Origin of the sequence: Prevotella sp. PTAC (assembly GCF_013166535.1) — a bacterium.
GTDB lineage: Bacteria > Bacteroidota > Bacteroidia > Bacteroidales > Bacteroidaceae > Prevotella.
On sequence record NZ_JABKKK010000001.1, the window covers coordinates 302,759 to 326,261 of the forward strand.

The 23,503-nt window shown below is 52.1% G+C and carries 27 protein-coding genes; 10 read left to right on the top strand and 17 right to left on the bottom strand.

All coding sequences use genetic code 11. The features are described from left to right. Positions 1-58: 58 nt before the first annotated feature. From HPS53_RS01320 to HPS53_RS01330, 3 genes are read left to right on the top strand one after another with little or no spacing between them, the layout of a single operon-like run. Entirely contained in the window at positions 59-526 is a 468-nt protein-coding gene (locus tag HPS53_RS01320) for a hypothetical protein (protein ID WP_008782466.1), read from the top strand. Continuing rightward, positions 523-777 (top strand): hypothetical protein, encoded by a 255-nt coding sequence (locus tag HPS53_RS01325; RefSeq protein WP_008782467.1) that lies wholly within the window; start codon positions 523-525, stop codon positions 775-777. The genes HPS53_RS01320 and HPS53_RS01325 overlap by 4 nt, the downstream gene beginning before the upstream one ends. Positions 778-791: 14 nt before the next feature. Continuing rightward, entirely contained in the window at positions 792-1,166 is a 375-nt protein-coding gene (locus HPS53_RS01330) for a hypothetical protein (RefSeq protein ID WP_008782468.1), read from the top strand. Positions 1,167-1,225: 59 nt separating this feature from the next. On the opposite strand, the gene HPS53_RS01335 is transcribed toward HPS53_RS01330, so the two are convergent. The 16 genes from HPS53_RS01335 to HPS53_RS01410 all read right to left on the bottom strand — a co-directional run bounded on the left by HPS53_RS01335 (position 1,226) and on the right by HPS53_RS01410 (position 17,161). Next, positions 1,226-2,914, bottom strand: a complete 1,689-nt coding sequence (locus HPS53_RS01335) for a zincin-like metallopeptidase domain-containing protein (RefSeq protein WP_008782469.1) — start codon at positions 2,912-2,914, stop codon at positions 1,226-1,228. Between the two features lie 5 nt (positions 2,915-2,919). Beyond that, positions 2,920-3,528, bottom strand: a complete 609-nt coding sequence (locus HPS53_RS01340; RefSeq protein ID WP_016278615.1) for a hypothetical protein — start codon at positions 3,526-3,528, stop codon at positions 2,920-2,922. An 83-nt stretch (positions 3,529-3,611) separates the two neighbouring features. Beyond that, entirely contained in the window at positions 3,612-3,788 is a 177-nt protein-coding gene (locus tag HPS53_RS01345) for a hypothetical protein (RefSeq protein WP_016278614.1), read from the bottom strand. A gap of 12 nt (positions 3,789-3,800) precedes the next feature. Next, the gene (locus tag HPS53_RS01350) at positions 3,801-5,357 is read right to left on the bottom strand and encodes a glucosaminidase domain-containing protein (RefSeq protein WP_008782471.1); all 1,557 of its coding nucleotides are present in this window, start codon (positions 5,355-5,357) and stop codon (positions 3,801-3,803) included. Positions 5,358-5,368: 11 nt separating this feature from the next. Continuing rightward, positions 5,369-7,639 (bottom strand): zincin-like metallopeptidase domain-containing protein, encoded by a 2,271-nt coding sequence (locus HPS53_RS01355; protein WP_008782472.1) that lies wholly within the window; start codon positions 7,637-7,639, stop codon positions 5,369-5,371. Positions 7,640-7,666: 27 nt separating this feature from the next. Beyond that, positions 7,667-9,466, bottom strand: a complete 1,800-nt coding sequence (locus HPS53_RS01360; protein WP_008782473.1) for a hypothetical protein — start codon at positions 9,464-9,466, stop codon at positions 7,667-7,669. A gap of 8 nt (positions 9,467-9,474) precedes the next feature. Then, on the bottom strand, positions 9,475-9,756 hold the full coding sequence (locus HPS53_RS01365; protein ID WP_004301295.1) for a hypothetical protein: 282 nt from the start codon (positions 9,754-9,756) through the stop codon (positions 9,475-9,477). 23 nt (positions 9,757-9,779) lie between these two features. Next, on the bottom strand, positions 9,780-10,604 hold the full coding sequence (locus HPS53_RS01370; protein ID WP_172203977.1) for a M23 family metallopeptidase: 825 nt from the start codon (positions 10,602-10,604) through the stop codon (positions 9,780-9,782). A 25-nt stretch (positions 10,605-10,629) separates the two neighbouring features. Then, a complete protein-coding gene (locus HPS53_RS01375; protein WP_107031712.1) occupies positions 10,630-11,295 on the bottom strand; it encodes a hypothetical protein in 666 nt (221 codons plus the stop codon). A 14-nt stretch (positions 11,296-11,309) separates the two neighbouring features. Beyond that, complete coding sequence (locus HPS53_RS01380) at positions 11,310-11,993, bottom strand: hypothetical protein (RefSeq protein ID WP_107031713.1); 684 nt, start codon at positions 11,991-11,993, stop codon at positions 11,310-11,312. Positions 11,994-12,007: 14 nt separating this feature from the next. Further along, positions 12,008-12,697 (bottom strand): hypothetical protein, encoded by a 690-nt coding sequence (locus HPS53_RS01385; protein ID WP_107031714.1) that lies wholly within the window; start codon positions 12,695-12,697, stop codon positions 12,008-12,010. Next, positions 12,678-13,175 carry a PH domain-containing protein gene (locus HPS53_RS01390; protein ID WP_107031715.1) on the bottom strand — a complete coding sequence of 166 codons (498 nt, stop codon included), beginning with the start codon at positions 13,173-13,175 and terminating at the stop codon, positions 12,678-12,680. The genes HPS53_RS01385 and HPS53_RS01390 overlap by 20 nt, the downstream gene beginning before the upstream one ends. Then, a complete protein-coding gene (locus HPS53_RS01395; RefSeq protein ID WP_107031716.1) occupies positions 13,172-14,560 on the bottom strand; it encodes a toprim domain-containing protein in 1,389 nt (462 codons plus the stop codon). The genes HPS53_RS01390 and HPS53_RS01395 overlap by 4 nt, the downstream gene beginning before the upstream one ends. Before the next feature lie 3 nt (positions 14,561-14,563). Beyond that, a complete protein-coding gene (locus HPS53_RS01400) occupies positions 14,564-16,141 on the bottom strand; it encodes a hypothetical protein (protein WP_107031717.1) in 1,578 nt (525 codons plus the stop codon). 16 nt (positions 16,142-16,157) lie between these two features. Continuing rightward, positions 16,158-16,382, bottom strand: coding sequence for a hypothetical protein (locus tag HPS53_RS01405; RefSeq protein ID WP_107031718.1), 225 nt, complete (start codon positions 16,380-16,382; stop codon positions 16,158-16,160). A 20-nt stretch (positions 16,383-16,402) separates the two neighbouring features. Next, entirely contained in the window at positions 16,403-17,161 is a 759-nt protein-coding gene (locus tag HPS53_RS01410) for a DUF4099 domain-containing protein (protein ID WP_107031719.1), read from the bottom strand. Between the two features lie 220 nt (positions 17,162-17,381). Here HPS53_RS01410 and HPS53_RS01415 point away from each other — a divergent pair, with 220 nt between their 5' ends. After that, positions 17,382-18,035, top strand: coding sequence for a M23 family metallopeptidase (locus HPS53_RS01415; protein ID WP_107031720.1), 654 nt, complete (start codon positions 17,382-17,384; stop codon positions 18,033-18,035). Between the two features lie 5 nt (positions 18,036-18,040). Here the strand turns inward: HPS53_RS01415 and HPS53_RS01420 are convergent, their stop codons facing one another. Beyond that, positions 18,041-19,315 carry an ATP-binding protein gene (locus HPS53_RS01420; protein ID WP_107031721.1) on the bottom strand — a complete coding sequence of 425 codons (1,275 nt, stop codon included), beginning with the start codon at positions 19,313-19,315 and terminating at the stop codon, positions 18,041-18,043. A 284-nt stretch (positions 19,316-19,599) separates the two neighbouring features. On the opposite strand from HPS53_RS01420, the gene HPS53_RS01425 reads away from it, so the two are divergent. From HPS53_RS01425 to HPS53_RS01455, 6 genes are all read left to right on the top strand, one after another. Then, a complete protein-coding gene (locus HPS53_RS01425; RefSeq protein WP_004320520.1) occupies positions 19,600-19,824 on the top strand; it encodes a hypothetical protein in 225 nt (74 codons plus the stop codon). A gap of 47 nt (positions 19,825-19,871) precedes the next feature. Further along, positions 19,872-20,504 carry a hypothetical protein gene (locus HPS53_RS01430; RefSeq protein WP_107031722.1) on the top strand — a complete coding sequence of 211 codons (633 nt, stop codon included), beginning with the start codon at positions 19,872-19,874 and terminating at the stop codon, positions 20,502-20,504. Between the two features lie 608 nt (positions 20,505-21,112). Then, positions 21,113-21,445, top strand: coding sequence for a hypothetical protein (locus HPS53_RS01440; protein ID WP_107031778.1), 333 nt, complete (start codon positions 21,113-21,115; stop codon positions 21,443-21,445). Positions 21,446-21,493: 48 nt separating this feature from the next. After that, on the top strand, positions 21,494-21,856 hold the full coding sequence (locus HPS53_RS01445) for a hypothetical protein (RefSeq protein ID WP_004320510.1): 363 nt from the start codon (positions 21,494-21,496) through the stop codon (positions 21,854-21,856). Between the two features lie 277 nt (positions 21,857-22,133). After that, positions 22,134-22,889 (top strand): ParA family protein, encoded by a 756-nt coding sequence (locus HPS53_RS01450; RefSeq protein WP_004320508.1) that lies wholly within the window; start codon positions 22,134-22,136, stop codon positions 22,887-22,889. Between the two features lie 7 nt (positions 22,890-22,896). Further along, positions 22,897-23,151: a plasmid partition protein ParG gene (locus tag HPS53_RS01455; protein WP_107031723.1), complete on the top strand. Its 255-nt coding sequence runs from the start codon at positions 22,897-22,899 to the stop codon at positions 23,149-23,151. Positions 23,152-23,503: the final 352 nt, after the last annotated feature.

Consider the following 23,503-nt stretch of genomic DNA (forward strand, 5'->3'; position numbering starts at 1 on the left):
GCGAAGTCAGAAGACTTCAAGAAAAGGGAAATAAAAAAAATCACTAAATCAAAAGACAATGAACAAGTACGATTTCATCAAGCAAGGCAACCTCCTTTATCGGCACACTGCCGATAACGATGTAGAATGTCGAATTATCTCAACTCCCGAAAAAGTGGATAGCGACAGTATTATTTTAGTCGCAACAGGTTCTTCTGAGATTGAAGTTTTGGCATCGGAGCTATCACCCATTGGCTCATCGAGAAGCCACAAAGAGGAATTTCTGCGCTGGAAGAAAGAGCGTGAAGCCGAGGGCATGGAGTTTTTCAGCCGGTTGTCCGAAGTCATGGAAACAGACAGCGGTTTGGCTGTAGGCGATATGGTGGCGTTTACAAACGACTATGGGGTGGTGTTTGGCCCCAAAGAAGTATTAGCTTTCAGAAAGCCGTGGAATGGCGGTAGATGCGTATATATCGACAGTGATGCCTATTGGTTTCCAGACCGTCCCGGACAGCTTACTATCCTAAGCAAAGGAGGTGCGGAATGACAACAACCGGCATACTCAAACGACTTTGCGGCAATATTGCCGCAGGTCGTTTCAACTGGCAAAAATACTGCACGCCACAACTTTACTTCGGGTGGGAGATTTGTGTTACCCCTCTGCATTGCTCATACGGACAGATAGGCTATACCGTTAATTTCCCTTATACCAATATACCGGAAGTGGAATACGATTGGGAAATGGGCAAACTGACCATTGACGGCGAGAAGTGGAAAAGTTATTTGTGGAACGAATAATAATAAATATCAATATGGCACAGAATTTTTATACCAAATGGCAGAACGCTATCCTTGCAGATGCAGGAGGCTATGTTTCAAAAGAGTATCGCAGTTTCCAGACAGCATTGGTACGTGAGATTTCCAAATATGCAACGGCGGTCGGTGCACAGGTGGCATCCAACTTAAAAGGACATTATGATACCTCATGTTTCATCGAGCGCAACGGCAAGTTCGTTTACATCAGGCACTCTTCCACGTTGGCCCGAATGGGCGGCGGCGTAAGAGTTGAACTTGATTCGTTTCTGATACGGACAGCCCAACACGCAAAAGACTACAGAGGAGGATATAACCAATATTGTGACATGGCAAATTTGCAGTCCATGATGGATGATTTACTGAAAGAATAAAAAAACGAAAACAAGAAAAGATGCGGAGCCAACCGGTTCCGCATCTTTTCTTGTTTTCCTTACCGGCGCATACCGCCACCGTATTCAGCCTCTTGTAGTTCTGCCCGATACTCTTCCAGTTCGTTCAGCTTCTCGTTCACGGCTTGCAAGTTAGCATCCAACCCGATATTGTGGTCGTAAGGGAAACGATGCTGCGCGACCAGCCCGGCATTGGTGGGCTGCCCGACATCAAGCGTATCGGATTCCTTGTTATATTCGACATACAGCACGTCGCCGTTCGGCATCTCGAAGGTCGGAATCTTTTGATGCGCCAAAGCGGAGAACTGTTCCACCGCCATCTCCCTGGCAACCTCTTTTATCGTCTCTCCGGCAATATCGACACCGTAACGCCGGATATGGTCTCGGATTTCCTGCTCCGTGAATTTCAACATCACCTCGTAGGTTCCCCCGACACTCCCGTTGTACACGACAGCAAAATTCCCGTCATCGACAATAAGGCTGTCACCCTTGTTGTTCGTAGCCGACGGATAAGTATATTTCTCGTTGATACCGTTGCCGTCATAATACTCCTTGGCAAGCGTAAGCAACCCCTCATAATCACCTTTGTCCCTAAGTTCGTCAAGCTGCCTCGTATCATCCGAGGACTGGAGATAAACGACAGAGGAATAATAAATCTTCTCCTTTGCCGCCACTCCATTCTCCTGCTTCTCACCGACATTCTGTTCCAACTCCTGCGCTATCTTATCCACCCTTTGGGTAATCATTGAAGTCGCTTTCTTTACATCCAGAAGCGTCGTCTTAATGAACTGCGGCGATTCCTTCAGCTCATCAAGCCAACTTTTGAGATACGCGCAACTGTCCTCCTTGATATGCTTGGTCATGCCATAACGCTGTGCGACCAATGCGCTGCCCAATTCCGCCACCAGTTCCTCACGGGCATACTCCGGGGAACCGAAGGCAGTCGGCTTGAATCGGTCGAGAACACCCTCCGCACCGGTCGAGTGTGTCATTTCGTGGAACAGCGTCCCATAGAACGACTCTCCCGATTTGAATTGTTCCTTTTCCGGCACGATGATTTCATTGTTCGAGATTGAATAGTAGGCTTTATCCTGATATTGCGGTGTAATCGGGCAAATCCACAGATTGTCCCGTATCATCGTATCGACAGGTGCGAAACTGAAATGCTCGCCGTTCTCAATGGCCGGACGCGAGTTTTCCCGCTCCAGCTTTTCCCATAGCTCCGGCCTCGCTTCCTGCAAATTGGTCTGCGCGACATTGAAGACACGGAACACCTGCATCTTCGGATAGACATTGTACTGATTCTTTTCTTCATCGGACAACTTCTTGTAATCGTCATACTTGATTTTCTCCCTGGTTTCCTTATGGATGCAAGTGAACGTGGTGAGCATGACCGGAAAGGACTTCTCGCCACGAAGCACGGAGACACGGGGCAGTTCCTCCCCATCCTTGCCGGGCTTGTTGAGCCGCTGCACACAGTCGAACGTACAGAAACGGGGAATCTTGTACCCCTCTTTCTCACAGTGAAGGAGCAACATAAAGGCATTCATCCCGTTGTACTCGCGCCCGTGAAGGTTGCGGGGCCACTGCAACGCACCCTCCGTAAACCAAGGCTTTTTCCAGTCCTTGTGGATGCCCTCGATTTTCTCGATCATCATTTCGGCGAACAGGTCGAGTGCCTTGTCCTCGCTGTTCGGCCCGTCGGCATTTCTTTTTCTGTAACCGGCCATAACCCTTACTGATTATAGTTAGACGAATCCGCCACATATTGCGCCAGTTCCTCCACCTTGCAGGAGAGGTTGACCTTCCCGTTGTGCGCCGACAGGTTCATTTCACCTCTGGCATCCACCTTTACACCCGGCTGCAGCCACTCATCGCGCTCCTTGCCGAAACAGAAGAAGCGCACCCACTGGTACTCGAAGCCGTCATCGACCTTCTCCGCGCTGAACGCCGAGAATACCGTGTACGGCTGGTCTTTCTTATCCCTTTTTTCTTCGATGTTCTGGCCGGTCTTGCCACGAAACACCAGTTCGCCCTTGACGGAATCCGCATTATCCGTAGCGGCATGGCAGATTTCATCGGCGAACAGGTTGAAATAGAGCTTGTCGCCCCGACGTTTGAGATACATCGTACCCCTCACTTCCACACGGGAGCCGTTCCGATAACCGGCGGCTTCTTCCTGGTTGCCCTCCCTGCGGACATCCACCTCGATAGTGTGCTGGCCACCAGTCGCCGGAATCTGTACCCGGAGTGGAAATGCCAGAAACTCTTTATCTTCTTTGTTCTTGCGAACCGACGCATCGCGGCCGATAACGCCGCATACCGTAACATTACATTTAATCATTTGTTTTTCTGTCTTTAATGATACATGGATCATCCGACAAGTGATACATGGGTTGATTGATGTTGAACTGTTGGAGGGTACAGTCAGTCAGGTGCGCGTATCATCGCCCAGACAATCCATCCGGCGATGACTAATTGCACGCCCACGACAACGAACGTCCCGATCCACCCCAACAGCAGGTAGCAGAACCGGACGTGCAAAGCAAGGATGGAAACTCCCGCCAGACACTTGCATAGCTGTATCATCACGCATTTTATCATATCGCCATGCTTTTATCTTCGCAGGTTTTCCGTCTGTCCCTGTTGCCGGGACATCCCTTGCTCGAAATTCTGAGAGGCCGCTTCCGACAGGATAACCGTATTCAGCATACCGGTTACACGCATCCGCTTGGCCTCTTCCGTGAGTGTGCCGTTGTTCAACGTGGCAGACAACCGGCTCAGCTCGGAAGCGGTCAGCTCCCGTGAGACACGCAGTTCGCCATTGTCCGCATTCAAGACAGCCTTGCCGTTCTCGCCGATAGTCAGGTCGCAGTTCTTCATATTCGGCAACAACGGCTTCAGGTCAATGGCACGAAGATCCATCATAGCAGATATGGCCGCCTTCTGTTCCTCTTCGTTCCGGTTGTCAATCTGTGTGGCCAGCAGCATCAGGGAGGCGAAAGCGGTCATCGCCATCTCCACAATCGGGTCGTTGCAACCCGACATTCCCACACCGCTGTCCTCCGACGAAAGGAGCTTCTTCATCCATCCGTCAGGCGAAAGGTTCTTTTCAGGCACGGTCTCTTCCGCCACCTTGTATTTGGCGAGCAGGTCATTACCGTTGTGCAGCATTTGCAGCTTGATATGTCCTTTCTGTGCGATTTCAGCCAGATACGCCGCAGGGTCTATGTCCCGCATCGTTCCGTCGGCATAGATATTCTTCACACCGAAATGCAGATGCTCCCCGGTCGTCCGTGTCCCCGTATTGCCCGATGTGCCGAGCCGTCCGCCGGCCTGTACCGTATCGCCGACCTTGACGGAAATCTCCTTGAGGTGCATATAGGTACATTGTACCTTGCTGCCGTCCGTCCGGGCATATTCCACCGTCAGCGACCTGCCGCCGGGCGTGTTCCTGTTTTGGTTTACCGCCACGACCTTGCCGCCGTTTTCCGTAGCCAGTACCGCGTCGCCTTTACAACGGATATCCACCCCCTTGTGCATCTGCTGCTTTGTGCCGTCCATCGGGTCTTGCCGTGTTCCGAACGGCGAGGTGACGAATAGAAATTCCTCCCGTTCCACCGGAAACGAATACCCCGTTCCATGTTCCGCACCCTCGGATGTTTGGAGCGGATTGTGTTCCACCCCGAACTGCCTGCCCTGTGCCGCCATCTCCTGCATCACCTGCCTGTCATACTGCTGCAAGCCGTTCTGTTCGATGATTCTTTGCAGGTTCTCGGCATACTTGCCTCCTGTGGCGTAACCGGCTTTCTCAATACTTTGTGCCCAGCCCTTGTAATCGTCCGGGGAGAGCTTGAAGCAACTGGCATAGCGGCTGTTCTCCTTCAAAAAGCGGGAGTGATGCTCGTATGAATCACCCACGCTGTCATAGCTGCAGAACTTTTCATTCGGCTTGTCGTCCGTATAGGTTCCGTACCTGCCGCCCCCGGCAATCCACGAGGGGGTTGCCTTGATACCGAAATGGTTGTTCTCGTTTCTTGCCAGACGGCTTTGTCCGTTGCTGCTTTCCAGTATGCCTTGCGCCAATGTGACGGAAGCCGGAATGCCATACCTGCGCATCTGTTCCATCGCATACTCCGCGTACTGTTGTGCATATTCCTGATTCTTGCCCATAATCTTCCTCCTTATCTGTGAATACCACTGTGCGTTTCCTGTTCGGCCTGCTGCTTCTCTTGCGCCTCCATGTCACTGATAGCAACCCGCTCACCGGCACGGACAAGTTTCGGCAGGTAGCTGTCAAGCTGATTCATCGGGAACTCCGCATAAGATGTGAAGCCCCGTTCCCGGTTCCCCGCATACTCATTCAGTCCGATACCCAGTATTTTCGCACTCTTTACGGCGTCCTCGTCATAGAGCCGATACACCTCTCCGGTACGGATCAGGTGCAAGGCATCGGGGTACTTTTCCTTGACCTTGTCCCAAAACTGCCGTTGTGGGGAAACATTTTCATCATTTTTCGCTTCCGGCCGGTTCTTTGCCACCGCCTCGTTCTGTTGCCGCACCTGTTCTTCCTGCTTCTGTTCCCCGACGGATTGCCCCTTTTGCAGCACATCGGCAAACAGCGTGGCCGCCAGATGCCGCTTGTAGCCTTCACGGTCTTCCGCCACCCACATCCGTTGCCATTGTTGCGGCGTGACGCTCCGGGGCTGCAATTTTTGCCCGTCGATGGTCGCCACGCACTGAATGCCGTCCTGCCTGGTCTTGAAGACAGACACACGCTGAATACGGTTCAGGTCAATCTCCGGCGTCTCGCTGCTGAACAAATCCACTTTCAGGTCAGGCTTGACTTCCGCCAGTGTATAATATTTGTGCGCCAGCTCCATGCGTACCTTGTCGATGTTGTCCATCGCCTGCTTGAGCGTGGAGAAAAAGCGGTTCACATCCTCCTTGTCGGGATAGACACTGTACCCCTCCTTGTTCTCCGGCTTGATATAGAGTGCCCATCGGTTCTTGTCATCCTGAATCATCTGTACGGCATCGAACCCGACCTCGTTCGCCCGCCTGACCGCATCCGACACGTCCAGTGTGGAAAGCCTTTCCAATGTGTAGTTCCTTAGCCTGGCCAATGTCACCAGTTTCTCGTTGAAATAGCTGTCGTCAGGTCTGTAGCCCAGCGCACCGTCGGTATTATAGAAGCGTACCTGTTCGATGCCCTCCTTATTCAAGGCACGTTCGATACGCCCCTTGTTCATGCCGGGAATCTCGTTGTTCACTTCGGTCGAAGCCCCAGCCGGCAAAATGACATCCGCCGATTTCGCTTCCCGGTCAATAACGAGGACAATACTTTTCGCCGCCTTGTCCGGGTGTTGGCGGATTTCGTTCGCCACGAAGTAATGCTTGGGCATCTGCTCCTGCATGGTCGTGGTCTGCCGCCTGTTGCGCAGGGTGGCGTACTCTATTTTCTCGCCCCGTTCCGCCTTGCGGATAACGTCAAGCGCATTGTTCACGTCGCTTTCGAGTGCATCCATCATGCAAGGATTCTCCTTGAACTCCCGACACCAGTAATCCACCGTCTTCAGACTTTCATCGGACAGACGCGCAGGCAGCCCCAGTTCCAGCATCTTGATTCCCGAAGCCAGTTCCACAATCAGCCGTTCATATTTTACCGCATCCTCCGACGGGGCCACGCCGTTCTTCATGACCATGCCCTCACGGGCAAGCCGCTGTTGGTGTCCTGTGGCACTCACAATCTGCCGCAAGGTTTCCTGCACATAGTCGTGGTAATGCTCAAAGTCCTTTTGACGCGGCATATAGACCGCATCCTTGTCCGTCTCGTAATGGGGTAATCCGCAGCCGTCCGAACGCACGGGGACGAGGTTGTCCCGCATTTTCAGCAGGAAATCGTTGAACCGGGTGCGCAACTTGCGGTTGTCCGCTTCGGTATATCCTTTCTCCTGAACACCGCCGTCCTGTCTTACCGCATCCTCGTAAGCCGGCTTGTCCACGTAGGGCAGCGTCGTCTGGTCGATGTTGAAGATAGTGCGTATCTCCCGGTTGTGGACACCCTTGAACTGTGCCTTCTGCCCTTCGTCCAACTGGAGATAGGCGGTGCGGTCGATGGTTTCATTCGGGTTGTTCCGGTTGACATACTTGTTCCAGTTATAGAACAGGAACGGTACGCCCTGCTCATGCTCCCGTACCGCAGCACCCCGTGCCTTGGTCTCGCTGTAAAGCGTGAACAGGTTGGTCTTGCATCCGTTATTGTCCGAATGCAAGGCCATAAAGAGGGCATTGAACGGACTGGCCGAGACACCCTGCGGATAGAGCCGGGGAAATCCCTTGCCCGATACGTTGAGCCAATGGCCGCCGGCGTTCGATGCCCCGCCCAGTGCGGCAGACAGCAGCTCCGCCTGCCTTGCTTCGGCTTTCTTTTCGATTTGCGACTTTTCTTTCATATCATCATGCTTTTATTGTTCATGGAATTATTGGATGCCCCGTGTGCGCACGACCGTCTCCCGCTGTCCGTCGTCGTAATTCTGCGAGGCGATATGGCGCAACTGGTCGCTTTTGGCAAGCACGGCGTTCGCCAGCGTGTTCAGCGGCAATGCCCCTGCACGGTAAGCCTCTCCGACAGTCGGCGTGAGCTGGATAGTACAGGGAACACGGTCTATCGTGGCGATGAGCGTGCTGCCTTGCAGTACCGGGTTCACGATACGGGGATTGAGCGGCTCGTCGGGATAACGGCGGTACTGTTTCTCCGTCTGTTCGGCAGCGGACGGCATGGGTCGCCCCAAAGCCTCGTGTCCAGCCTTGTTCAGCAGGTTCGCGCCGCCCAGACCGACAAGGAGCATCTTCAGCAACGGGTTACGCACGAACAGACCGGCCACGATACTCGCTATCGGCAGCAGGTTGTCCCCCAGGCGCAACGATTGTGTCTTGCCGGTAAACGCCCCCAGCAGGATGTCGGGCAGCATGGCCATGACATATCCGAGGTTGCCCGTGACGTCTCCCATACCGTCCAGCCCCAGCATACCGAGCAATCCGTTCCAACCGTTCGTGTTGTTCTGTACGGCCTGTTCCTCTTGCATTTCTTCCTTGTGGGGAACAACCGCCTGCCGTTCCTCTTTTTCTTCTTTTTCCCTCTGTTCCGTCTCCGGCTGCGCTGACTCCTTTTTGGCAGTTACAGCCGTTGCATTCTTATATTTCTCCAAATGCTTCAGATAGGCTTCTTCCTGTCCGGGAGCGACGACCAGCGGCACATCCTTGTACCGTTCGGCACGTTCATTCTTCTTTTCAGGGTGTCCGGGCAGTTCGGGCATTTGGAAAGGGGTAAACTTCGGCGTCTGCATCCACTTCAAAAAATTAAAGTCCATCACCGGTATTTTCTTTTTCAATCGCTCGTTGGCCGCCATGATAAGCGGACTCTCGCCGGTCTGTACCGTTGCAGCCTCTTTGCGGAAGTCCGCAAACACGTTCCGTTCGCTGCCGAACACCCCTTTGCTGATGCACTGTTCCACAGAAAGCGTATCAGGCTTTTTCGGCTCGAAACGGGAGGCGACTGCCGAGATAGCCACATCTGCCCCGACAAACTTCGCCAGTGTTGCCCACGAACCCACGCCGCCCATCATCACGGTATCTGCCGTTGCGCCCAGTACCCGACCCGCGCCTTTTTCCCATCCTTTCGGACGGTAGGCCGCTTCGCCCCGTGCCTCGATTTCCTCGGCAAGCGGCGAGCGGTTCAAGGTCTGCGAGAGTCCGAGCAGGCTCGATTCGGCGGCCTTGCGGATGATGTAGTCGGCTGACGATTTCGGCATACGCTCCTTGACCAGCCGGTCAATCATCAGTTCCTCCACCCGGTAGTCCATATAGGCATAGGCAAGGTCACCGCCTAATTGTTCCGACAGTTCATCGTAACGCTTGCGTCCGATTTCCTGCACGACGGTATCACGCCACTGCCCGGCCATGTATGCGAGGTCTTGCTGTATCTCCTTGGAGCCGGTAATCTCCGCCTTGCACATTCCGATATAGTCCTCCGTTGTCTTCGAGTTCCATTCGCCCGTGACCTTGAGTACCTGGTATGGGTCGCCCATCGGTTGTGCCGCAGACGCCATCGCGCTGAGTATGCCGCCCAAGGAGGTGGAATATTCCCTCATTTCCTCGCCCTGTTTCTTCGTGAGGTAAGCCTGCGTTTTTGACATGACGGGCGCAAGGTGGCAATGGAAATAGTCGCTCACGAGGCGTTCCATTTCCGCGAATTGCCGGCTATGTTTGATTCCATCCATATTGTGTACTATATATTTATCTGTTTCAATAACTGTTCTTTCGTCTGCTCGATGGCGTTGTGGTAAACCTCCATCTGCCGGGGAAAGAACTCTTCCAGCCATGCGTCCTTCTCGATGTTGTCCTGCATGAACCGTATCGCCTGCTCCCGTTCGATTTCGACGGATGTCTCGCCCTCTTCCCGGTTGTTGAACCATGCCTTCGTCCACCAGCGCACACCCGCCCGGTCGGGATAGACCGTGACAAGCCTCGGTATGTCGAAGCTCTGGATGTCGATGTCCAGTTCCGCCAACGGGTCGATGACACCGTTATATGTCAGGGCTTCGTCATGGAGTTTTTTTTTACGTCGCCGTCCGCTGTGGAGAGGTACACGTCATGCCGCAGGGCGAGGTAATGCAGGAAATCCGCAATCAGGAGGTTCTGTACCTTGCAGGCCAGCGGCAGGGCTTTGTGTCCCAGTCCGAGCGGATTGGCCATGCTCGGCATATTCTCGTAGAAATACTCCTTCATCGCGCCCACCGTGAAGATGTGGCGTAGCGACTGCTCCGTATTTCGGGGCAAGGTGTATGTCCCATGCCGCAAATCCTCCATGTAATGCGGCAGGAAGCGCAGCATCAGTTCCTCTATCTCCCTCTTGTCGTGTTCGTAATCGGTTTTCAGTTCCAGACCGGAGAAATAGTCAGTCTCGTGTCCGCCAGCCTGACGCATCGCCTGAATATTCCCGTACAGCATCGTCAGGAACTCCAGCGGGTTCAGTTCCTCTCCCTTGAAGCGGACGGCGATATGCAGCTTGTCGCCGCTCAGGGCTACCGTCTGCCCGGCCTTGACACGCTGGCCGAATTGGGCGAACACATTGGACAGGTTTCCGTAGGTCACCTCATACTCCCCGTAGCGGATGGTCTGGCAGATGCCGTGTCCGCTATCGTTGCCCACGCCCGACACGATGCCGCTGGCAAGGGCAGAAAGCATATAGCACCGCACGTTGAAGTCAATGCCGTGATGAAAGAATTTCTCGCCCGTCGCCGGGTCGGTCTGTTCGCCGTAGCCGAGCGACAGCTCCACGTCTTTGCCCTGCTGTTCCTCGAAAGGCATACAATAACCGCTATCGGATTGCAGGATCATTTCTTCTGTATATTTCATGCTGTTTACCTATTGATTCATATTCCTATCTTCTCATCCCTCCGCCATGCGTCTGTTCCTCTGCCGGAAGTTCGGGCGTCCGGGTGCGCTGCACGTTTTCTGTCTCCGGCGTTCGGAAGACACCCGCATTGTTGCCAATGAGCATCATGCCGAGGAATGCGCCGGCAATCTTGCCCAGCCAGCCGAAGCGTCCGAATATGAGGAACGCCGCCGCAACCAGCCCGGCAATACTCAGCCCCGACACGTTGCCGCTGCCGAGGTTACGGAAAAAGTTGCCGAACATATCAAGGCCTCCGCCACCGGAGGCTTGGCGCAAAAAGTTCGACACGCCGTTCAGCTTGTTGTCAATGCCGGTTACCGCACCGCTGACCGAACTGACGGCTTCCCCGGCCTTGCCCGTCAGTTCACGCACCCCGTCCGCTGTCTCCGCGAGGGTATTCGTCGCCGGTTCGCCGATGACCGCATCGCTCACGATACGCACCACGCTTTTGTCGGTGGTCAGCTTCTCCCAACCCACATAACCGACCGCGCCGCCGATGGTCGCCGTCTTGACGGCCTGACCCGCGCCACGCAAGGTCTGCGAAGGGTGCAGCACTGCCTTACCCATACTTTTGCCGGTGGCCGCCGTTGCCGTACCGACACCTTTTGCGGCCTTGCCGCCATATTTCAATAGTGTACTCCAAACGCCCATACGTTGTCTGTTTTTTAAGGTCTTACATTTTTTCCTATCTGCCGCCAGCGTCGCTTGGCAGCTTCCACTATGTCACGTTTGTCGGCCGCCGGACGTGCTCCCTCGTCGATTTCACGCCAGATGTCGCCCATCGTCGTGTACTTCACCGCCTTGGTCAGCCGTTGCAGTTTCTTGTTCATCATCTTGAGTTTCGGACGGATGCCGAAAACGATTTCCATGCGCTCCTTTTCCGTCATTTTGTTGTCCGACAGGCACGCCATGCGGATGTCATTCACAATCTCCACGCTGTTCATGATCAGTTCCCTGTAAATTCGGTTCCGTTGCGTGGAGAGGGCGACGGCCAACGCATGGGAGCTGTTCCGGCTCACCTGTCTGGTAAAGTCACCCATGTTATCCGTCAGCTTCGATATTTCGTGATAGAAACCGTATATCTGCGCCGCGTAGCAGACTATCGACCGGAAAGAGTCCAGATAGCTGTTGAACTCCCGTTGCAGGTCGGTCGTGGCTTTCACTTCCTCTTTCGTCCACAGGTGGCCGGTGGTCTGCAGCAGCATGACTTTCTCCTGATTCTTCAGCTCCTTTTCCGCCTTGTTGGTATAGAGCAGGATCATTCCGGCCAGTACGGGGTCGTTTTGTGCCTGTGCCTTGCCGATACCGATGCACAACAATAAGATGCCTATCCAAATCGTCCGTTTCATTGTCAGTTCCGTTTTTATCGTGCGAGGACGGCAGCCCTGCGCCAACGGGTCATGGCCATCCGAGCCGCCTCCCCGTTGTTGCGGTCGAGCATCCCGGCCGTCACATTGTTCCACACATCATTGAGGGTATAGTACCGCATGCTCAAGTAGAGCAGGTGCAGCTTCCGGCTGAAAGCCGAAAGTTTGTCGTTCAACGCCCACAGGGTCTTGCTGCGTTCCGCTCCCGTGAGCATATTCTCTTTTCCGCCCTTGGCCACTGCGTCATTCAGGAGTGTGAAGACCGATACCAGTTCCGTTGCCGTCTCGATATAGAGGTTGTTCATGCTCATGGAGGCAATGATGCCCTGCGGGTTGTTCCTGATGGCGTTGCCAAGTTTCCCTAACGTGAGAAAGATTCTCACGCCGTCGTTGTAGAGGTGGGTGCAGGCTTTCAGCGACGAAGCGTAGCCGCTTGCCGTCTTGAGATAGCTGTTATATTGCTTCTCCCATTTGTGAATGCGGTTGAACTCGGCGGCGATGCTGTTCTGCAGCATCGCTGTCTTCGTCTGACCGTTTATCTGTTTCTCTATCTGGTCATTGACGACCTCGTTGCCCTCGGCCAACGCCATCCATTCCAAGGGATTGGACGCCGTGATTTGTGCTTTCGCCCAGTGTGGCATCAGGCAGACGGCAAAAATGACCAGACTAATGATTCGTGATTTCATATATTCCCTTTTTTCGTTTGTTATACTCGACCCGTTCCCGGATAAGCGTTACCACATCGAAGTTGTGTCTGATACCTACCAAATCAAGCCGGGGCGTATTCCTGTCCATCGAGAAGATGCGTACCGTCTTCAATCCGCAAAGCTGCTGCATGAGGCTTTGGTGTTCCACAAAGTCCACGATACGGTATTGTTCCATGTAGTCCGTCTTCCGGGACAGCACCCCATGCCTGCTGATAAGCTGCTCGCTGCCGATGTGGTAGCGTGTCCGGCGCAGATAGATGAAACGGTACAGCAATGCCAAAGAAAGCAATGCGGCGACCGGTACGGCAAGAGCTGTCAGAGGCAGTCCCTCCATGCCACCGTACACCCATGCCGCACAGCACAATACGATTGCGGGCAACTCGTCGATAACGAATTGTCCGGCGTGCGGTCGCAGCACGATACTTTGGAAATGTCCTGTGGGTGCATCGGTCATCATCGGCGAAAGTGTGTTTGTTGTTCCTCTTCCGGTGACTGTTCTCTCGCCTGTGTCTCATCGACCGTCTCTTCCTGTTTCTGCCCGGCCAAAAGCTGTTCGTTCCAGTCCTTGTTGGGATAGGTAGGCTGTTCACGGACAAAAGAGGCGTCATTCGCCTTGTCCAAACCGAGGAACTCCCGCAATCCTTCACGGAACTCCTTGTAATGTCCGTTCATGATATCCGTCTGTTCCCGTATGTCGTCCGGATGGCACAGGCCGCTCGAACGCATCGACATGGCTTCTTCCCACGCGGATTCATATTTCCCGTAGCTCGACCGCAAAGCGTCGGGCAGCAGGTCTATGTCACCTTCATCGAGGTTTTTGCCATCAGAGACGGAATCTAAATAAGGCTTCCGCTCCGGTGTCTCCTCGATGGTGGAACGGACAGCCCGGTACATCTCCTGTTGCAGGTTCTTGGCAAACTCGATTCCCGCAAGGTCGGTATCGAAACAGATGTGTTGCTTGGCAGGAAGCGTGAGCGTAAGGACACCCCGCATCTGTTCCACCGTCGGGTTGCCGCCGGTAGATATGAAGACCGCTTTCCGCAAATCCTTGTCGTTTGCCTGATGAAGCTGGTAATAGGCCATCGCGTCGTAGGCACTCTCGAACCAGTAGATATGCCTGGCTTCGGTAAGCGTAGTTTTGGCTGGGCTGGCAATCCATAGCCCTTGGCTCGAATTGCTCCCTTCCGCCTTCCCTTTATAACTGCCGCTGCCATCCATGCGAGGGCGGCCTCGCTCTTCCAGTCCGACAACCTGTCCCGTATCTTTCGGAACGGTCAGCGGAAAGGCGAGGTTGGTGTATTTTATGCCGTTCTCACGGTGTTTCGTCGCCAGACAGAAGTTCCGGTGAAAGGCATACTGCGTGTAAAGGTCGATGCCCCGATGCTTGAAGAACGGATAGAACTTCTTTTGTGTCGCCCGATCCTGCGGATTGAAGTGGTGAATGTCGTAATCCGCCATGTCAAACGGCTTCACATCCCGTTTAGGCTGGATAATCCGGATGTCCCGGTCAGCGACGGGATGGTTCAGCAACCGGTTACAGACAAGGTTTACCAGTCGGTCGGGAGACACGCCTGCACGGTATTCCGCAAAAAAATGCGGATGCTCCTTGATAAAGGAAATGATGTTATACGACTTCTGCTGTTGCGGTTTGAAACAGCATTTCCCTTGCTGCGTGACAATGAACTTGTCGTTGCGGATGCGCCGCCCCTCGCTGTCCAACCGGACATACGAGGGATAACGCAGGCCGTCGCGCCGGTTCAGGTGATAGCCCGCGTCAATAAGCACGTCCTGAATGTTCAGCCTGCGCAGAAAATCGTCGTAAGTCAGTTCGCCCTCTCTCATGGTTTACCTCCCCATTCTCATATCATTGATTTCACGGTTCATCTCTGCCTCGAAACAACGGATGGCCACATCCCTCGGCGTATCGACACCCGGCTTGAAGTACGGGCGTGGCGGACCGCCGAAACGCTCGCCGTAGAACTCCGGGGCTTGGCAGTGATGGTGGATGCCGTGCGCGACACCCGCCGCGACTACCGTACCTGCGGTGAGGGCGGCAAAGATTTTCGTACCGAGCCCCCGTTGTGCTTCCGGGCGTGTCTTCATGTCCACTTCGCTGAAAATCTTGGAAAAGAGCTTCATCCGGTGATAGTCATCCACAGCAAGGAACTTGTCGTAGTCCCGTTGGGTTATCTCATGGCTGATAGCCTGACCGTCGATAACGGCGGTCATCCTGTATTTCCCCTCGGTTTGTGCCGGTTGAACGGCTATCTGGCTCACTTCAACTTCCCGCCCGTGCTTCTCTTCCCGATACCATCCCTTGTTTTCATTCAGAAACTGGAGGTCACGCCCGTCAACAGCCGCACCGACATAGCCCTGCACGGATTCCTCTTGCTGTTGCAGCGAGGTTTCCACCGGCATGAAAGCCTCCTGCTCCTGCCGTTGGCGTTGTTCCAAATCCTGCTGTACTTCGGGATGCAGACCGATAGCGATGCGTTGATCGCTGTTGAGAGCCTCCATCGTCATTTTGTCGGAAAAGTCAGCTCCGATAATGCCGTTCAGCAGTTCCAGGCGTTTTTCTACGGGTTGTTCCTCGATGGGTGCGGCAACCAGTGTCCTCACTTCCTCTTCCGTCAGGTCATAGACCATATCGGCTTGGACGCTTTCCGACTGCACGGTCAGCGTCCGCCTGTCCGCGTCCACGACAAGACCGTGCGAGGCAAGGCACTCCGCCCATTTCTCGTTGGAAAAATAGACCGGAGAGGCTATAAGCTCCTTGTACGGCCGTGCCGGTTCCCCGCTGCGCGGACGACTGACCATCGGCGTGATGACCGCCTGCAAGTCCTGCAGAACGTCCCGTTGCTGTACTGGTTGCGCCTGTTGATGCCCCTTGTAATAGAATCCGTAACCGCCCGATTGCAACTCGCCGGGCTTCATGCGCCCGTCGGGACGTTCGGGTACGATGGACGGCCCCGGAAAGAACAGTTGGCCGCCGACCCTGCGCAGGTGGAAGCCCCACTGGTTGCGTGGCGTCCAGCCGAGGAACGGCGGGGGCATTCCCATCCGTCCCATGCGACCGTACTCGCCGATGCCGATGCGGTAGCCATGCAGCCCCATAGCCACACGCCCGTTGGCATTTCGGGCATGGACGAAGTTCTTGGGCATATAGAAGTCTTTGCCCACGATGCTCGTGAGCACGTTGTAGGCTTTCTTGTTGGCCGTATTGGTTCCCCAGTCCGTGAGTGCCAACATCTGACGTTCGCTTATCGGATAGACCAGCAGCGGAGAATCATGCCCCTGCACAATCAGCCGATACCCTGAACCATCAAGCGCAATATGGGCTTGCAGGCCGTTACGCATCAGCATATTGCGCATTTCGGGCTGCAAGTCCATCTGCCGGGGATTGGTATTCGTTCGTATCGCCATAGTCGGATTGTTTTCGTTATGCGTCGCCGCGTTCCATTGCCACCTCTAACTCTTCGTCCTTGAAGCGGACAAACTCGGCAGCGGATTCGTTGCCGACAGCAAGCCCCTTTTCCTCGCAGTAACGGGCGTATTCCTCCTGCCAGTCGGCGGAGAAATGATTGACGTAATCGAGCCAGCCGTATTCGCCGCTCTGCATCTTCCCGACAAGCACCTCTTCGGGATAATATTCGTTTTGTGCCATAATCTACGGATTGATTGTTTTTACTTGTGAAGGGCTGCCGCACGGTTGCGCTCGCCGCTCTTCTTCTGTTCGTTCCACAACTCTTCGGTATAGTCCTCTTCCGAAACGTAGTCAAGGTTGCCGTCATCGTCCATGACCCAGCAACCGTAGCACCCGAAGGTGTATTTGTCCCACTCGCGCTTGGGCTGGTTGCGCCATTGCTGCGCGTCGCCCGAACAGATGCGGATGCCGGTCTTGGCATGAAGGTCTATGCCCACCGTGGCAGGCTCGCCGTCCACAACGACTGTCAGCGGCTCGCCGTGCTGCATCCCGTTTACCTCCACCGCACCGAGACGCATGACCTCGGCCAGCACTTTCAGGTTGCGTGCGATGATGGGCGTGGGGACATACATCACCTGTTTCGTCTCGGCATCAATCTGCACGAAAGCCTTGCTGCTCCGGCCGTCCGCCATTTCCACGTCGGCGACAATCGTCTTGCCGTCGAGCAACTGTTTCTGTTGCACTTCGTCATACCGTTCCAGCGGAGAGGATTTCAGTGCCGGATAGAAGACCACATCCACCTGACCGTTGTCCATGCGGATAAAGGCAAAGCGGCTACGGCTCTCTATTTGCCCGCCATGCTCGTCCGTGACACGCACGGGAAGCACGGGAGAATGCCGACCATTGCAGATGTCGTCCAACACACGCATCGGCAAATCCTCGATCATCTCCCGTGTGAGACCGAATCGTTCCAGTGCCGGAAAAGGTAATTCATCAAATTCAATCTGAACTTTTTTCATACTATATTCATATTATAAAATTGTACTATACAAAGATAGAGACATCTTATTATGACGGACAAAAAATACAGCTATATAAATGGTTGTAATATGCTGTTTTTATCTTCATTAGTACGATTGTTCAATTCAAATCGTACTAATAGACGCAAAATATCAAACCAATACAAGAAATGACGGCTGTTTGTTTCCGACATGAAAACTCCCGTTATAACTTTGCCGAATGAGAAAAATTTTACTGATAGCAATATCGGGTATTTCATTCTGCACGATGCCCGTTCAGGCGCAGTTCAACACGATTGCCAAGACACCAGAAAGATACAAGGTAGAAGCCTTGCAGGAGGGTATGAAAAAGCAGGAGCCGACACCCGAAAGCATGGCTCCTGCACAGGAGGCTTCAACAAAACCTGCCGATGAAAGTAAGAAGTTGTGGATTGACCGTTATCTCAGCGTGTCTTATCCATTGCAGCGCATCAGAATTACATCGCCATACGGCTACCGGAAAGACCCGTTTACCGGGAAGAGGAAGTTTCACGGTGGTATCGACCTGCACGCACGAGGCGAGCAGGTATTGGCCATGATGGAGGGGGTAGTCGTCAAAGTGGGACAGGACAAGACGTCCGGCAAGTATGTGACCCTGCGGCACGGAAATTACACCGTCAGCTATTGCCACCTTTCACGGGTGCTGACCGCCAAGGGTACGGTAGTCCGTCCCCGCGATGCCGTCGGTATTACCGGCTCGACCGGACGAAGTACAGGCGAGCATCTGCATATCACCTGTAAGCTAAATGGCAAGAATATCAATCCCTCGGTTCTCTTCGATTACATCAAATCCATGCAGCAGGAGTGTGTGTCGGCATTAGCTGGACTGTTATAGGGCTGTTAAGCCAACACCTCGTCCAGGTGACTGTAATTCAGAAGTTTGATTTCTCCGGCAGTATTTTCGAGTGCACCCGCATAGGCCACCGCCTTACCCAGTATGGTTTCTTTGACCCAGCCGTCCATCTGTTTCAACGCCTTCTCGAAGTCCGCATGGTAGGTCATCGCCGACTTGATTTCAATACCGTATAGCCCCGAATGTTTTTTCAACAGCAAATCGACCTCGTTCTGGTTCGAATCCCTGTAAAAATAGAGGTTGCTTTCCTTGCCTTGGTTATACCGCCGCTTCAAGGCTTCCGTTACGATGAAGTTCTCGAACAACGCCCCACGCATCTTGTCCCGTGCGAGCTGTTCCGGCGATTCGATGCCGAGCAGGTGACAGGCAAGCCCTGTATCCGTAAAATAGAGCTTGGGAGTTTTAGTCAGCCGTTTGCGTGTGTTCTCGAAATAGGGAGGTAGCAGGAAGACAATATAGGATGCCTGTAAGACGGACAGCCATGCCGTAACGGTATGTGAACTGACACCGATTTCGTTGGCCAATTCAGAGGCTTTGAACAGCGAACCGATACGTCCGGCGCAAAGCCGGATAAACGTATGGAACTGCATCATGTCCTTAATTTGCAGCAGATCCCGCACGTCTTTGTCCAAATATGTTTTCATGTACGCCGGATAGAGAAATTTGGGTATGTTACGACCCGAATAAATGGCAGGGTAAAACCCGTTAAACAGCAGGTTGTCAAGTGGTGTATCAGCAGCCTGTTCCCGTATTTCGGAGTATGACAGGGGGAGCAACTCGAAAACAGCGGTACGTCCTGCCAACGACTGCGTAACCTTTTTCAGCATGGCAAACTGCGAACTGCCCGAAAGGATAAACCGCCGGTCGGCATCATCGTCCACCATACCCTGAATATACGACAGCAGGTTCGGGGCGTTGTGTACCTCGTCGAGAATCATGCCCTCCGTGTGCTGGTTCAGAAAAGCGACCGGGTCGTTTTCGGCGAAACTCCGTACATCGAGGTTTTCCAACGAGTAATACGGCAGGTGTGAGAACAAGTTGCGGAGCAGCGTCGTCTTTCCGGACTGGCGAGGTCCTGTTATCGTGATGACCGAAAAATAGCGGTAAGCCTCTTCTATCACGGCGGATAGCTCCCTGTGGATATATTTTGCCTCCATACTGTTTATGCAATTTTGAAATACAACTGCAAAATTACATAAAATACGATGCGCCGCAAATTTTTCAGGGTATTTTCTCACATCCCAAGCCGTTTTTTTTATCATATACGACTCTTCTTTTTTACGAAATCCTTGCTTTTACCGGCAGGTCATTCTTTACTCTTTTCGTCGGCGAATGTAGGACGAAGCGCATAATCGCCAAGCCGCATTGCATTCGGATGACGAAAACAGACTGTTGCACGGTCGGTTTTCTATCCGGGTTTGGCTTATGATGCCACAACTTCATCCTCTGGCTGCCTCAAAAAGCTGAAAACAAACCTGCACGGCAAACGAAAGCAGGGAAAAATAAAAATCAGCATGATAGTTCAACCAATTAAAAGTAAACAAGTATGGTAGAAGAAATTAGACAAGACGACAAAGTGATATTGTCGAGCGAAGACGGTTTTTCCGTCCCTATGATTTTCAACAACCTTTGTGGAAAGAATTTCATTGGCAAAGAATACAAGGACTATATCAGGCATATAGCCTTTGAGGAAATGGGACTTAAGCCGGGCATCGTGTCCCATTATCGGGACGGTGTTCTATATAAGAACGGCACAATCCCGGAACTTTGAACAGGTAAACCAAAATAGGAACAGTAAAAATCAAAATTTATACAAATATGGAAACAACAACTATTCATCCGGCAGAAGCCTATCTCCGAAACGAGCAGAATCCCACCTCTTTATATGTAAGGATTGAAGGACAACGTAGGCGATTATTCATCAACCGCAATGAAAACGTCATCGGCATTATTGCGCCAAGAAAACGAAAAAGCGGGTACATCTTCACGGATTGGGTAAGCATTGAGAAGATATACTATCCGTCATCCTCTCCCGAAGATGCAGCGGACATAGAAAAGAAACAGGTCTTGAAATACCAGAAACTTGCCCGACTTGCCACGCATACGAATGATTGGCTTCGCAAAATCGCTAATGCCGATTTGGATAAATCCCTCTACGAGAACCGCATCACGACCGGCACACGCATCGACGGCAAGTGTATCGGACTTGCCACCATCGAGAAGTATTGCGGCAGTTGGGATATGGCTCGTTTCAGAACGGCACTGAAGCAAGGCGAAAAGTTTTCCACCGGACGCTTCGACTTTTGCGGCTATGACGGTACGTTATGGTGCGAACCACGCGAAAACGGCGATATGGCGGCTGGATTCAGCAAAGAGTTCCGGAATTGCGGCAACGGCTACTATTATCTGCTTATCAACGATGAATACATGATAGGCTATGACATAGACTGAGTTATATGCAGGGTAAGGACAGACCGTATCGGGCAAAGTCTCGGTACGGTTTGTTGTTCCGATCAACTGACGGCCTTTTATAAAAATCCTTTCTTCCTCTTATAGCCTTATATCCTGCGGTCAGTTTGCCATAAGCCGCTTCACGCATTTGTGTGACACGTTACATAAAGTGCGTGAAGCCCCTTTTGCAAAAGGACGGACACGGACAGACTTGGCATTACAGGGGGCGGGATGAATCCTGCCCTCCGCAGTTCCAAGACCGTCCATCGGGAAGTCCGTCCCGGCTGACCGCATTGCCCTTTTATCCATAGTCTTTCCTTTTCTAAAAGATTTCCATTAAACCCAAGTCCGCTGCCGTGCGACCTACGGGAAAGAATTTTCCGCAAAGGTAACCGGCCGCTCCAATCTTGCCAAGGCCGGCGTGCCGCCGCGAGTGACACGTAAAAATCTTCCTCTCCGTCTGTCGAGCGTATTTTTTCGGATCAGCCTTGCCCAATTGTCTCTTGCCACCTTCTGAAAGCAGAAAAATCTTCCCGGCGGTCGCAAACAGACCGAACAAAGGGAAATAAGAATCTTGATTCATGAGTATTACAAAAACAATAATAAGTATGGAAATATTGAAAATCGTAATTCCCAAGTGGAATATAGCGGAAATTACTGGCTATGACCCGATGACAACCTTTTGGCAGGACTTCTCTATAGCAGACAAGTTCGGGAATGAAGCCATAGCTGACACATACAGAAGGGTTAAGGCAGAATGGAAAGATAACTACAAGCACTGGACAGAGCTGTGCCTTGTGCTTAATCACAAAATTTGGCAATGGCACGAGCGGGACAACCAGAAAGCCACGCTCTATGACCGCCTTTGGAAAGAAGCAGACGGAATGACCGCCGAATGGCCAGACGAGCAGCAGGAGTATTACTTTCAAATAACGGATTAAAGCAATCGTTGGGAAGGTGTGAAATCTCCCCACTATAAACTCAAAACTATGACCGCTCAAGAAAAGATACAAAAAGTAACGGAAATATCCCAAAGCAAAGGCTGGAGCATAAGTGTGGATGACAAAAATAAATCAAATATTCAGTTCGACTTCCAACGCTATACCAACTATGGGCAGGATTTTAATTTCAGTGCCGAAATGAAATGCGAGGACATTGATACCCTCATTGCTGACATGGAACAATATTTCGAGGGTTTTGACCCGGATTACGAAGCCTATCTATGGATTGGAAATGATGGGCACGGTAAAAATGGCGCACCTTACCACATCAAGGACATTGTATCGGATATGGAGGAAGCGGAAAAACAAATACACGACTTGTTGGAAGCACTTGAGACAGAATTTATCTAATGCGCATGATGATTTATAAGACTAATTCCAAAAGGAGCTTATTTTACTGTTATACAACCGATACTAAATGTAGTATATACTAAGGTTAGTAAAGTAGGATATTAGGAAATATCCCATCAGAAATGATAGAATGCACTACATTTAGTCAATCAGTATTTTAGTATAGTAGTAGATACTATAATACTAAAATATACAAAAGTAGTAAAATAGTATGCACTAATAATAGTAAATACTAAAAATAGTATTATCTTTGTATCAGATATAAAGACACGAAATTATGACAAAAATAATCGCAGTTTTGAACCACAAGGGCGGTGTCGGAAAGACAACTACCACCATCAATCTTGCTGCCGCATTGCAGCAGAAGAAAAAGCGTGTACTGCTCATCGACATGGACGGTCAGGCAAACCTCACGGAATCCTGCGGTCTCTCCATCGAAGAGGAACGGACGGTGTACGGAGCGATGAAAGGCGAATATACCTTACCGGTATTCGAGTTGGAAAACGGTCTTTCCGTTGTACCGTCCTGCCTCGATTTGTCGGCGACAGAATCCGAGCTTATCAACGAGCCGGGGCGGGAATTAATACTAAAAGGGCTGATTGCAAAATTGCTTGAAACCCGTAAATTCGACTATATCCTGATTGACTGTCCGCCCTCGCTGGGTTTGCTGACGCTCAACGCCCTCACATCGGCGGATTTCCTGATTATCCCGGTACAGGCGCAGTTCCTCGCCATGCGCGGAATGGCAAAGATTACAAATGTGGTCGGGATTGTCAAGGAACGTTTGAACCCAAACCTAAATATCGGCGGCATTGTCATCACCCAGTTTGACAAGCGCAAGACGCTCAACAAAAGTGTGGCGGAACTAATCAGCGAATCGTTCTGCGACAAGGTATTCAAGACCGTCATCCGGGACAATGTATCATTGGCCGAAGCTCCGATAAAAGGCATGAATATCTTTGAGTATAACAAGAACAGCAACGGGGCAAAGGACTACATGGAGTTGGCAAAGGAAGTGTTGAAATTAAAGTAAAAACGATATGGGCAAAAGTGATTCATTGAAAAGCGGCATGAGAAGCGGACTGGACGGCTTGCTGTCATCTACCGGGAAGTCCACGCAAAAGAAAGAGCCTGCACCGGTCAAAACGGGAAAAGAGCCTGCCGTGCATTGCAATTTTGTTATCGACAAGAGTATTCATATCCGGATGAAATACCTCGCTATCGAGAAGAATATGTCGCTCAGGAATATTGTGAACGAGGCGATGAAAGAATATCTGGAGAAGCACGAGAAATAACCGGGGCGGCAATCCTCCCAATCGACTTTTATACCATACCGCTATCTTATGGCTCACGTCCACAAGGTAGCGGTTTTCCCGTTTATATCCCCTGCAGTTCTCTTGTTCTATTGCAAGGCTGCATTTCCCCATTCTATCGATTCCTCTTATCGCTCGTCCGGCTTCATTCCTGCCATCGCCGGTTGGTTTTCCAGACGCAAATTTGGACTGCCGCGCTTGATTTCACCGCTTTGAAGTGCATTTCTCGTAAAATTCTTCCTTTCCGTGAAAGAGTAATTTTCCGGAAAAAGCGTTGAAAATAGCTTGTTCGTCAGTCCCTTGAAGCATCTGTAAATCCCAAGCGGTTCAGGCA

Coding starts and splice junctions, on each gene's coding strand:
- HPS53_RS01320 (WP_008782466.1), top strand. CDS start 59: ATGAACAAGTACGATTTCATCAAGCAAGGCAACCTCCTTTATCGGCAC.
- HPS53_RS01325 (WP_008782467.1), top strand. CDS start 523: ATGACAACAACCGGCATACTCAAACGACTTTGCGGCAATATTGCCGCA.
- HPS53_RS01330 (WP_008782468.1), top strand. CDS start 792: ATGGCACAGAATTTTTATACCAAATGGCAGAACGCTATCCTTGCAGAT.
- HPS53_RS01335 (WP_008782469.1), bottom strand. CDS start 2,914: ATGGCCGGTTACAGAAAAAGAAATGCCGACGGGCCGAACAGCGAGGAC.
- HPS53_RS01340 (WP_016278615.1), bottom strand. CDS start 3,528: ATGATTAAATGTAATGTTACGGTATGCGGCGTTATCGGCCGCGATGCG.
- HPS53_RS01345 (WP_016278614.1), bottom strand. CDS start 3,788: ATGATAAAATGCGTGATGATACAGCTATGCAAGTGTCTGGCGGGAGTT.
- HPS53_RS01350 (WP_008782471.1), bottom strand. CDS start 5,357: ATGGGCAAGAATCAGGAATATGCACAACAGTACGCGGAGTATGCGATG.
- HPS53_RS01355 (WP_008782472.1), bottom strand. CDS start 7,639: ATGAAAGAAAAGTCGCAAATCGAAAAGAAAGCCGAAGCAAGGCAGGCG.
- HPS53_RS01360 (WP_008782473.1), bottom strand. CDS start 9,466: ATGGATGGAATCAAACATAGCCGGCAATTCGCGGAAATGGAACGCCTC.
- HPS53_RS01370 (WP_172203977.1), bottom strand. CDS start 10,604: ATGAAATATACAGAAGAAATGATCCTGCAATCCGATAGCGGTTATTGT.
- HPS53_RS01375 (WP_107031712.1), bottom strand. CDS start 11,295: ATGGGCGTTTGGAGTACACTATTGAAATATGGCGGCAAGGCCGCAAAA.
- HPS53_RS01380 (WP_107031713.1), bottom strand. CDS start 11,993: ATGAAACGGACGATTTGGATAGGCATCTTATTGTTGTGCATCGGTATC.
- HPS53_RS01385 (WP_107031714.1), bottom strand. CDS start 12,697: ATGAAATCACGAATCATTAGTCTGGTCATTTTTGCCGTCTGCCTGATG.
- HPS53_RS01390 (WP_107031715.1), bottom strand. CDS start 13,175: ATGATGACCGATGCACCCACAGGACATTTCCAAAGTATCGTGCTGCGA.
- HPS53_RS01395 (WP_107031716.1), bottom strand. CDS start 14,560: ATGAGAGAGGGCGAACTGACTTACGACGATTTTCTGCGCAGGCTGAAC.
- HPS53_RS01400 (WP_107031717.1), bottom strand. CDS start 16,141: ATGGCGATACGAACGAATACCAATCCCCGGCAGATGGACTTGCAGCCC.
- HPS53_RS01405 (WP_107031718.1), bottom strand. CDS start 16,382: ATGGCACAAAACGAATATTATCCCGAAGAGGTGCTTGTCGGGAAGATG.
- HPS53_RS01410 (WP_107031719.1), bottom strand. CDS start 17,161: ATGAAAAAAGTTCAGATTGAATTTGATGAATTACCTTTTCCGGCACTG.
- HPS53_RS01415 (WP_107031720.1), top strand. CDS start 17,382: ATGAGAAAAATTTTACTGATAGCAATATCGGGTATTTCATTCTGCACG.
- HPS53_RS01420 (WP_107031721.1), bottom strand. CDS start 19,315: ATGATAAAAAAAACGGCTTGGGATGTGAGAAAATACCCTGAAAAATTT.
- HPS53_RS01425 (WP_004320520.1), top strand. CDS start 19,600: ATGGTAGAAGAAATTAGACAAGACGACAAAGTGATATTGTCGAGCGAA.
- HPS53_RS01430 (WP_107031722.1), top strand. CDS start 19,872: ATGGAAACAACAACTATTCATCCGGCAGAAGCCTATCTCCGAAACGAG.
- HPS53_RS01440 (WP_107031778.1), top strand. CDS start 21,113: ATGGAAATATTGAAAATCGTAATTCCCAAGTGGAATATAGCGGAAATT.
- HPS53_RS01445 (WP_004320510.1), top strand. CDS start 21,494: ATGACCGCTCAAGAAAAGATACAAAAAGTAACGGAAATATCCCAAAGC.
- HPS53_RS01450 (WP_004320508.1), top strand. CDS start 22,134: ATGACAAAAATAATCGCAGTTTTGAACCACAAGGGCGGTGTCGGAAAG.
- HPS53_RS01455 (WP_107031723.1), top strand. CDS start 22,897: ATGGGCAAAAGTGATTCATTGAAAAGCGGCATGAGAAGCGGACTGGAC.